At 73.2% G+C, this 9975-nt stretch carries 7 protein-coding genes; 5 read left to right on the top strand and 2 right to left on the bottom strand.

The annotated features are described in order from the left end of the window. Positions 1-259: 259 nt before the first annotated feature. Together ABEA10_RS33890 and ABEA10_RS33885 are read right to left on the bottom strand one after the other, a co-directional pair. Entirely contained in the window at positions 260-856 is a 597-nt protein-coding gene (locus ABEA10_RS33890; RefSeq protein WP_345470936.1) for a hypothetical protein, read from the bottom strand. 830 nt (positions 857-1686) lie between these two features. Further along, positions 1687-2454 (bottom strand): bestrophin-like domain, encoded by a 768-nt coding sequence (locus tag ABEA10_RS33885; RefSeq protein WP_345470934.1) that lies wholly within the window; start codon positions 2452-2454, stop codon positions 1687-1689. A gap of 779 nt (positions 2455-3233) precedes the next feature. On the opposite strand from ABEA10_RS33885, the gene ABEA10_RS33880 reads away from it, so the two are divergent. The 5 genes from ABEA10_RS33880 (at position 3234) to ABEA10_RS33860 (ending at position 9936) form a co-directional block, all read left to right on the top strand. Continuing rightward, the gene (locus ABEA10_RS33880; protein WP_345470932.1) at positions 3234-4115 is read left to right on the top strand and encodes an SIS domain-containing protein; all 882 of its coding nucleotides are present in this window, start codon (positions 3234-3236) and stop codon (positions 4113-4115) included. Then, a complete protein-coding gene (locus ABEA10_RS33875) occupies positions 4112-4993 on the top strand; it encodes an ROK family protein (protein WP_345470930.1) in 882 nt (293 codons plus the stop codon). The genes ABEA10_RS33880 and ABEA10_RS33875 overlap by 4 nt, the downstream gene beginning before the upstream one ends. Next, on the top strand, positions 4990-6087 hold the full coding sequence (nagA, locus tag ABEA10_RS33870; protein WP_345470928.1) for an N-acetylglucosamine-6-phosphate deacetylase: 1098 nt from the start codon (positions 4990-4992) through the stop codon (positions 6085-6087). Before ABEA10_RS33875 ends, nagA begins: the two co-directional genes overlap by 4 nt. Further along, positions 6084-6998, top strand: coding sequence for a 1-phosphofructokinase family hexose kinase (locus ABEA10_RS33865; RefSeq protein ID WP_345470926.1), 915 nt, complete (start codon positions 6084-6086; stop codon positions 6996-6998). Before nagA ends, ABEA10_RS33865 begins: the two co-directional genes overlap by 4 nt. Before the next feature lie 202 nt (positions 6999-7200). Beyond that, positions 7201-9936 carry a transglycosylase domain-containing protein gene (locus ABEA10_RS33860; protein WP_345470925.1) on the top strand — a complete coding sequence of 912 codons (2736 nt, stop codon included), beginning with the start codon at positions 7201-7203 and terminating at the stop codon, positions 9934-9936. Positions 9937-9975: the final 39 nt, after the last annotated feature.

Genomic DNA, 9975 nt, shown 5'->3' with positions numbered 1-9975 from the left:
CGAACCCTCAACACCCAGACCCGACTGCGCCGACTCCGTCACGACACACACCACCATTCCGTGTTCGTACCGACTGGGGAACCCGACGGGTGAATTCAGCTACCGAAGCCGCCGCCAGGAAGGGCGGCAGATTGGCCCGGCATTGAATTAACACCTTTGCTCGCGGATGACATTACGTTGTGTATCCCTTTGATCACAATAGGCAATCGCAGGTCGTTGCCCGGGGCGCCGGCGACCGTCGCCACGGGCCCGCCCGCGCTCACGGAGCGGCCGCGAACGCCACGCCGGCACCCGCCGCGATGACGGCCGTGATGACGACGAGCACCATCAGCGTGGTCAGCGGGTTCTTGCGCCGGGGCGGCACGGGTGCGGCCTTGGGCACGGACGCCCTGCGAGGCGGCGCCGTGACCGGCGCGGACGGCCGGTGCGGTGCGGGTGCCGCGGCGGCCGGCACGGCGCGATCCACGACGGGCGCCACCGGGGCCGGAGAGGACGCGGACGGCGGAGCCGCCGGAGGGGGTGGGTTCGGCGGCGACGGCGTTGGCGGCGGCACGGGCGGGGGTGGAGCCGGCGGCGCGGGCGAGGGGGGCCCAGGGGGTGGCGACGGCGCCGGACGGCAGTCGCCGAGCTCCGCGCGCACTGTCACGAGGTTCAGCACGCCGAGGTCGACGCACAGGGGGTAGAGGACGCGCACGCTCACGTACGCGATGTCCGGCCGCCCGGCGGCCACCGAGGACGCGGAGCCCGCCCCCGCGTCGGCGGCGAGCACGGACAGGGGGCCGGGACCGCCGCCCGGCCGCAGCGCGGCCACCAGGGCCAGCGGACCGCCGCCGGGGTCGAGAGCCGAGACCGGCACTCCTGGAGAGGCTCCGGCGATCGCCGGATCGTTAGCGCTCCCCTCCGGTACGGACGTCTTGGGCGCGCCCGGCTCCCGCCGCGAGGACTCGGCGACGACCGTGTCACCCCCTCCGGCCGCGAGCGGGAGGGACGACGACGCTCCGACGTCCGTCCGCGAAACAGCCGGAGAACGCCCGGCGGGCCCTCGACCGGACCGAGCGGACGGCACGGCGTCCCGGACCCCAGAACGCTCCACAGCCGGTTGATCGGCACGAGCGGGCACGCCCGCCGCGCCCGCGTCCGCCGGCGGGAAGGCTCCCGCGGAAAGCAGATCGCCGAGAGGGCTCCCCTCTCGTACGGGCGGTCCGCCCGGAGAACGCCCGGCGGGCCCCCGACCGGGCCGGAGAGGCTCAGCCGCAGCGCCCGGGTCCGTCCGCCGGGAGGCTCCGGCCGAAGACGGGTCACCGATGGGACTCTCCGCGACGGGTGAGGCGGCGTCTCGGCCCCGAGAGCGCCGCGCAGGCGCTTGAGCGGGCCGGATCGGCGCGACCGCCGGGCGCGCCTCCTCCTCCGGGGACTCCGGCTCCGTGCCTTCGGCTCGGGAGGTGCCGGTGCGCGGTCGTGGGGCGGCCGCCCTGGAGCGGACGGGTCTCGCGCGAGAGCCCGGCGATGTCGCCGCGCCGGCCTCGGGCGGCCGGGCCCGTCGCTGGTCGGTGCGCGTCGCGGACGTCTGGTCGGGGTGCGTGCCGGTCGCGAGCGCGGGGGTGGCGGTCAGGCCGACGACCGTTCCGGCCGCGAGGACGGCCGCGCAGGCGGTGCCGGCGGAACGAGGGGTGGGGGCGACGCGCATCAGCGGCTCTCCGGGATCTGCTGGAACTCGTGCTGGGCGGTGATGTACGCGTCGGGCTTGACGCGCAGTGCACCGGTGAAGACGTGAGAGATGTCGAACGCGAGGAAGACGCCGACGCCCAGCAGGGCCGCCATCACGCCGAGCGGCACGATCGTCATCGCGCGGGGCCGGGCGCCCGCCATGAACGGGAAGACCAGCACGACGAGACCGGTGAGGACGGTCATGTAGAGCAGGCCCACGGGCGGGCGGGCCTTCGCGTCCATCGCGCGCTGGCCGCGCGCCGTGGCCAGGGCCTGGAGCTGCTCCACGACCGCGTCGCGGTCGTCCTTCTGGTCGTCGTCGGCCACCGGCAGGGCGTTGACCTTCGCGCGGAGCGCGGTGAGCCGGTCGTCGCCCTCGGCGGTGACGTGGCCGCGCTCCATCGATCGCCACTCGCGGCCCACGACGAGGTCGGTGTACGCGCGCAGGTCGGCCTGCACGTCGTGGCCCTGCGGGGCGGGGAGCGCGGCCGCCGCCCAGTACGCCTCGACGAGCGCGCGACTCTCGGTGTAGGTGTTCTCGCGCGCGGAGTCGGTGGTGGTCCACGGGACGACGATCGCGATGGCGAAGACCAGCAGGAACAGTGCCGACAGCATCGAGCCGGCATGACCCGCGGTCGCGCCGCCGGGATCGCCGTCGTCGGAGCCGCGGCCGAACTTGCGGAACAGCAGGGCCGCCGCGACGACGACGCCGACCGCCGCGACGACGGCGAGAATGCAGACGAGCATGACCGGCTCCAGGTCTTTGTGTGGCTGGCGGGGAGGGGCGGACGCCCGGCATGTGCTGAGCGTTATTTGACTATCACATTGGGTGACCATGGTGAAGTCGTGAAACGGGCCGATTCCCGCCGTTCGACGGCGCACCCAGATGGGATACCTCGCGGCATGTCCACTATCGGGACTAATGACCTGCTATGCGGCACACGGTGAACGCCGAACGGCCCGCCCGAACGGCTTTACACATCCCCGGAGCGACCGCTTCCGGACACCGCGGAGACCCCGCCGCCACCTGCGGGTCCGCCCGTAATACAGGCACAAGTCAAGCCGTTTATAGAAATGATCTTATATGCGCGGCGAGGTTACCCCATTCGGCCAATGGCTTCGCCGGGACGAAGGCCCGATCGATCAGCGTGACGCGTGAAATCGACGGGAGAGATCGGCGCATTCTCCGCGTCCGCCGCGGCCCGCCACTACGACGGGCTCTTCGTGTCGGGGTTCGGCTTCGCCGCCTCCCACTACGGGCCGCCCCTGGATCGCCGTGCCTGTTCGCCGCGCAGTCCGCGATGGAGGAGGCGCTCACCCGGCTCGCGAAGGGACGACGGCCGGCCGCCCGATGGCTCATCGGCGTCGCCGGCCGCCTCGACCTGCTCGAACGCAACGTCAGCCGCCATCAGGGGCACTGACCCGGGACCCGCCTTCGCGCGGTTTCGCTCCCTTGGCGAGTATGTGTTCATTAGTGCATGATGCGAGCACGATTCGCGCATGAACGAGCACGCGTGGAGGCGGGTTTGGCGGATTATCACGTCGAGGCGGAGATCGACAGTCAGCCGTCGTGCTGGCGTCAGGCCGCCGAGCGGCTACCCGGCGTACGGGAGGCGCTGCCACGCGACGGCGAGCGGGTCGCGGTCTTCGGCTGCGGCACGTCGCTGTACATGGCGAAGGCGTACGCCGCCCTCCGGGAGGCCAAGGGCCTCGGGGTGACCGACGCGTTCGCCGCCTCGGAGCTGCCCCCCGGCCGGGAACGAGAATACGACCGCCACGTCGCGATCACCCGCTCCGGCACGACCACGGAGGTGCTGCGGGCCATCGAGCGCCTGCCCGAGACGGCCGCGACCACCGCGATCACCGCCGTGCCCGACGCGCCGATACCGGCCGGCACCCGCACCGTCGTCCTGGAGTTCGCCGACGAGCGGTCGGTGGTGCAGACGAGGTTCGCGACGTCGGCGCTCGCGCTGCTGCGCGCCTCCCTCGGCGACCCGGTGCCGGACGCCGACGCGACGCGCGCGCTCGGCGAACGGCTCACCCCCGAGTGGCTGGAGGCCGAACAGATCACCTTCCTCGGCCGCGGGTGGACGGTCGGCCTGGCCGACGAGGCGGCGCTGAAGGCGCGCGAGGCGGCGCAGCTGTGGACCGAGTCCTACCCGGCGATGGAGTACCGCCACGGGCCGATCAGCATCGCCCAGCCCGGCCGGCTGACCTGGATGTTCGGCCCCGCGCCCGACGGGCTCGCCGAAGACGTGGCCGCCGCCGGGGCGGCGTACGCCGCGAGCGACCTGGACCCGATGGCGCACCTCATCGTCGCCCAGCGGCTGGCCGTCGCCCGCGCGCGGGCCCGGGGGCTGGACCCGGACCGACCGCGGTCCCTCACGCGCTCGGTCGTCCTCCCATGATCGTCGCTCTCGACGTCGGCGGCACGTCGATGAAGGGCGCGGTCATGGATCACTCCCTGGAGCGGACGGCGACCGTACGGCGGCCCACCCCGCGCGGTGAGGACGCCGTCGCCGCGGTCCTGGACACCGTCGGCGAGCTGGTCGCGCAGGCCCCCGGGGCCGAGGCGGTCGGCCTCGCCGTACCCGGCATCGTCGACGACGAGACCGGCGTCGCCGTCTGGTCGGAGAACATCGGCTGGCGCGACGTGCCCTTCCGCGCCCTGATCCAGGAGCGCACGGGCCTGCCGGTCGCGGTCGGCCACGACGTACGCGCGGGCGGCACGGCCGAGCAGCGCCTCGGCGCGGCGCGAGGGGCGCGCAACTCCCTCGTCGTGCCGATCGGCACCGGCATCGCCGCCGCGATGGTCATCGACGGCCACCTGTGCGTCGGCAACGGTTACGCCGGGGAGATCGGCCACATGTCGGTGGGCGCCGACGAGCCCTGCGTGTGCGGCGGCACGGGCTGCCTGGAGGCGGTGGCGTCCGGGCCGGCGGTCGCGCGCCGGTACGCCCGGCGCACCGGGCGCGAGACGACCGCGGACGCGGTCGCGGCGCTCGTCGCCGAGGGCGAGCCGGACGCCGTGGCGGTGTGGGCCGAGACGGTCGGCTGGCTGGGCACCGCGCTCGCCGCCGCGACCGTCCTGACCGCGCCCGAGGTCATCGTCATCGGCGGCGGTCTGTCCCGCGCCGGCGACCTGCTGCTGAAACCTCTCGCCGACGACATCGAGTCACGCCTGACGTTCCACCGCAGGCCGCGCCTGACCACGGCGCGATTCGCCGACGAGGCGGGGTGTGTGGGCGCCGGACTGTGGGCACTCGACCTGTTGGAGACGCAATGACGGTGCTGAGCGCGGACAAGGTCGTCGCCTTGGACGGCGTCCTCGAACCCGGCTGGGTGGAGGTCGCGGGCGGCCGGATCACGGCCGTCGGCCAGGGCGTGCCGGAGCGCGCCGACCTGCACGGCGCGGTGATCGTTCCGGGCTTCGTCGATCTCCACTGCCACGGCGGAGGCGGCGCGTCGTTCGACTCCGCCGACCCCGGCGAGTGCGCCCGCGCGGCGGCGTTCCACCGCGAGCGCGGCACCACGACGCTGGTGGCGAGCCTGGTCACCGCGGCGCCGGACGACCTCGAACGCCGCGCGTCCGTGCTGTCCGAGCTCGCCGCCGACGGGGTCGTCGCCGGAATCCACTACGAGGGGCCGTTCCTGTCCCCGGCGCGCAAGGGCGCGCACGACCCGACACTGCTGCGCGCCCCCGATCCCGCGACGGTCGAGCGGCTGCTCAAGGTCCCGCACGTGCGAATGATGACTATCGCGCCCGAGCTGGACGGCGGCCTGGACGCGCTGCGGCGGGTCCGGGAGGCCGGCGCCCTGCCCGCCGTCGGCCACACCGACGCGACGTACGAGGTGACGCGGGAGGCGATCCGCGCCGGCGCGCGGGTGGCCACGCACCTGTTCAACGGGATGCGTCCCCTGCACCACCGCGAACCGGGCCCGATCCTGGCCCTCCTGGACGCGCCGGGCGTCGTGGTCGAGGTGATCGGCGACGGCACGCACCTGGACCCCGCGGTCGTGCGCCACGTCGCCCGTACGGCCGGGGCCGGGCGCGCCGCGCTGGTCACCGACTCCATCGCCGCCGCGGGCATGTCCGACGGCGAGTACGAGCTCGGCGGGCTCGACGTGGAGGTGCGCGAGGGCGTGGCGCGTCTGACCGAGGGCGGTTCGATCGCGGGCAGCACGGCGACCGCGGCCGAGATCTTCCGCCGCGCGGTGCGCGACTCCGGCCTGTCCCTGGAGGAGGCCGTGCGCATGTCCTCCACCACCCCGGCCGCCCTGCTGGGGCTGTCCGACCGCGGCGCCGTCTCCCCCGGGCTCCGCGCCGACCTGCTGGTGCTGGACGACGACCTGGGGGTACGGAAAGTCGTCACGGCATGATCGTCACGATCACGCCGAACCTCGCGCTCGACGTCACGTACGAGGTGACGGAGCTGCGCCCCGGCGAGACGAACCGGGTCGACGCGGTGCACGCGCGGGCGGGCGGCAAGGGCGTGAACGTCGCGCGGGTCCTGCGGTCGCTGGGCCACGACGTGCTCGTCCTCGGTCTGGCGGGCGGCCCGACCGGCGACGCCGTACGCATGGAGCTGGAGGCGTCCGGGCTGGCGCACGACCTGGTGCCGTCCGCCGGAGAGACGCGGCGGACGGTGACCGTGGTGGCCGGCGGCGAGGCGACGATGCTGGGCGAGCCCGGCCCGGCCGTCGCCCCGGACGAGTGGGCGGCGCTGGAGGAGCGCGTGCCGGACGCCGACGTGCTGGTGATCTCGGGCAGCCTGCCGCCCGGCGTGGACGGCGAGGCCGTGGCCCGCCTGACCGCCCGGCTGTCCGCGCGTGGCCTCCCGGTGATCGTGGACGCGTCCGGCGAGGCCCTGCTGCGCGCCGCGCCGTACGCCTGGGCGGTCAAGCCCAACGCCGAGGAGCTCGCCGAGACGACCGGCACCGGCGACCCGGTCGCGGGCGCGCGGATGCTGGGGGCGCCCTCGGTGGTCGTGTCGCTGGGCGCCGACGGGCTGCTCGCCGTCACCCCCGACGGGGTGCACCGTGCCCCGCCGCCGCGCCGGGTGTCCGGCAACCCGACCGGCGCGGGCGACGCGGTGGTGGCGGCGCTCGCGGCGGGCCTGGTCGCCGGTGGCGCGGTGTCGTGGCCGCGGCTCCTCACCGACGCCGCCGCGCTGTCGGCCGCGGCCGTGCTCGCGCCTCTCGCGGGTTCGTTCGACCGGTCCGCGTACGAGGAATTTCGCGTTCGGCGTCCGTCGTCGCCGGACAAGGGACGCGATGCAGCCGGTGCGTGAGAATGCCCGGCCGCGCGGTGTGAAAGTGGCCACCGCCTAACAGGATCCTTAGCCTCTTTGGCTTAGGATCGTCAAGACCCCGGACGCCCAATACGGTTGAACCGATCAGCCGAGCCCCTTTGGGCGGCTTCGCGAACTCCGGCAGGTCACGGGGGATGGATGAGCGACATCAACGACGTCATCAGGGGCTGGGGAGCCCGAAATGTCTGACAAGCCAGTAAATAACGGTGACGCGAACCTGTCCGCGGGCGGTGACGGCTCGCGACGGGAGCCGGACGAGGACGACGTGGTCGCACGCGATGACGAGGTCACGGACGACGCCGACAACGATGCCGGCCCCCAGGACGCGGCGGACGAGACGCCGGTGAGCGACTCCGCGCCCGGCGATCCCGCACCCGAGGATTCCGCGCCCGGGGATCCCGGCCCGGCCGCCGAGGAGACCCCGGCCGGTGAGCGCGGCCCCGCGACCGCCGCCGGTGCGAGCGACGCGGACGACGAGCGACCGGACGGCGAACGGGGCGAAGACGACCTGCACGACGACACGCACGAACGCGAACTCGCCGACGACGGCGAAAAGGACGACGGAACGACCGCCGCGAAGACCCCTCCGTCCGGCGGCGCGGACGACGACCCCCTCTCCCCCGGCTCCACCGACGAACCCGGCACGCACTCCGCGGACGAGCCCGCTCCGGCCGACGTGACCAAGCCGGTCATCATCCCGCCCGAGGACGACAAGGCGGACGAGGCTAAGGAGCCCTCGCAGGGCGTACGCCTCGCCGCGGCCTCCTCCAAGGGCACACCAGGAAAGCCCGGAAAGTCGGGAAAGAAGACCAAGAAACCGCAGGACCGCCGCATCAAGTACGCGCGGCGCGCGGCGTACGTGCTCGGCGTCCTGGTGCTGCTGCCCATCATCGGCTTCGTCGTCGTCTACCTGATGACGCCGGTCCCCAGCTCGGCCCAGCCCACCGCCAAGGCGCAGCAGTCGGTCTTCTACTACAGCGACGGCAAGACGGTCATCGCGCGCACCGGCGACTTCGACCGCCGCCCGGTCGACCTGAAGGTCGTCCCCCCGCAGGTGCGCGACGCGGTCATCTCGGCGGAGAACCGCAGCTTCTACAGCGACTCGGGCGTGTCGGTGAAGGGCTCGGCGCGCGCGGTCTGGGCGACGCTGACCGGCGGTTCGATGCAGGGCGGCTCGACCATCACCCAGCAGATGGTGCGCAACTACTACAGCGGCCTGTCCCAGCAGCGCACCGCAAGCCGGAAGCTCAAAGAGATCATGATCGCGCTGAAGGTCTCGCGCGAGAAGGACAAGGACTGGATCCTCCAGCAGTACCTCAACACCATCTACTTCGGCCGCGACGCGTACGGCATCGAGTCGGCCGCCCAGGCGTACTACGGCAAGGACGTGCAGCAGCTCACCCCCGCCGAGGGCGCCTACCTCGCGGCGGCGATCCAGGTGCCGACCTACGCCGGCGATCTCACCATCCCGGGCGCCCAGTCGTACATGCGGTCGCGGTGGCAGTACGTCGTGAGCGGCATGGTCCAGATGGGCGCCATCAGCCAGCAGCAGGTCGCGACGATGAAGTTCCCCACCCCGGCCAAGCAGAAGCAGAAATCGATCTACGCCGGTGACAAGGGCTACATGGTCAGCCTGGCCAAGGCCGAGCTGCGCCGCATGGGCTACACCGACAACCAGATCAACATGGGCGGGCTGAAGGTCCGGACGACCTTCGACAAGGACCTCATGGCCGCCGCGCGGCAGGCGGTCAAGCAGAACATGCCGACCGGCACGTCGAAGAAGATCCTCACCGGGCTCGTGTCGATCGATCCGGACAACGGCGAGGTCAACGCCTTCTACGGCGGCAAGGACTACATCGACCAGCAGTTCAACAACGCCTTCGACGCGAAGGTCCAGGCGGGTTCGGGCTTCAAGCCGTACGTGCTGGCCGCCGCGCTGGACGACGGCGAGAGCCTCAACACCTACGTCGACGGCAGCTCGCCGCAGACCTTCGCCGGAGTCGCGCTGCACAACGACGAGAACGAGAACTTCGGCATGGTCAACCTCGTCACCGCCACGCAGGACTCCATCAACACCGCGTACGTCAACCTCGGCCAGAAGGTCGGCCTGGGCAAGGTGGTGTCGATGGCGGAGAAGGCCGGGATCCCGGCGGCGCAACTCGAGCCGCACAAGGACGCCGCCACGCTTCCGCTCGGCGTCGCCGACGTCAGCGTCGAGCAGCAGGCGGCGGGCTACGCGACGTTCGCCTCGGAGGGCGTCTACCACGCGCCGCACGTCATCAGGTCGGTCACCGCGCCCGGCAGCAAGACGCGCAAGGTGACCGAGCCGGGCAAGCGCGCGTTCAGCACGACCGTGGCGCGCGACGCGACGTACGCGATGCAGAAGGTCGTCGACGCCGGCACCGGCACCAACGCCGGGCTGCCCGACCGGAACGCCGCCGGCAAGACCGGGACGACGAGCGATGGCAAGCAGCTGTGGTTCAACGGGTTCATCCCGCAGCTCACGGCCTCGGTCGGCATCTTCCGCAGCGACAACAAGCCGCTGTCCATCCCCGGCTACTCCTCGTACGGCGGTGACCTGCCGGCCCGGATCTGGCGTTCGTACATGGTGCAGGCCGACCAGGTGCTCGACCTGGAGCCGAAGTCGTTCGGCGCGCCGTCGGTCTACACCGGCGGGGGCGGGCGGTCGACGACCGTCCCGGTCAACCCGCGCCCGCACCCGACCGGGTCGCGGCCGGTGTCCCCGCCGCCGACGGGCCCGACGAACCCGGTGCCGCCGACCGACGGCCCGCCCGGGGACGGCGGCGGTGACGGTGGCGGCGGTGGTGGCGACCAGCCGACGGACCCGCCGCCGACCGGCGGGACGCAGCGCAACCTGCAGCGGCACGGCCATCGGATCCCGCACCTGTACGGCTGACCCCGCACGCTCGCACCCGCCCGGAGCACCCACCCGTAG

Source organism: Actinoallomurus oryzae (assembly GCF_039541955.1).
Lineage (GTDB): Bacteria > Actinomycetota > Actinomycetes > Streptosporangiales > Streptosporangiaceae > Actinoallomurus > Actinoallomurus oryzae.
The sequence above is the reverse complement of the archived record's forward strand: the minus strand, read 5'-3'. Positions and strand labels throughout refer to the sequence as shown.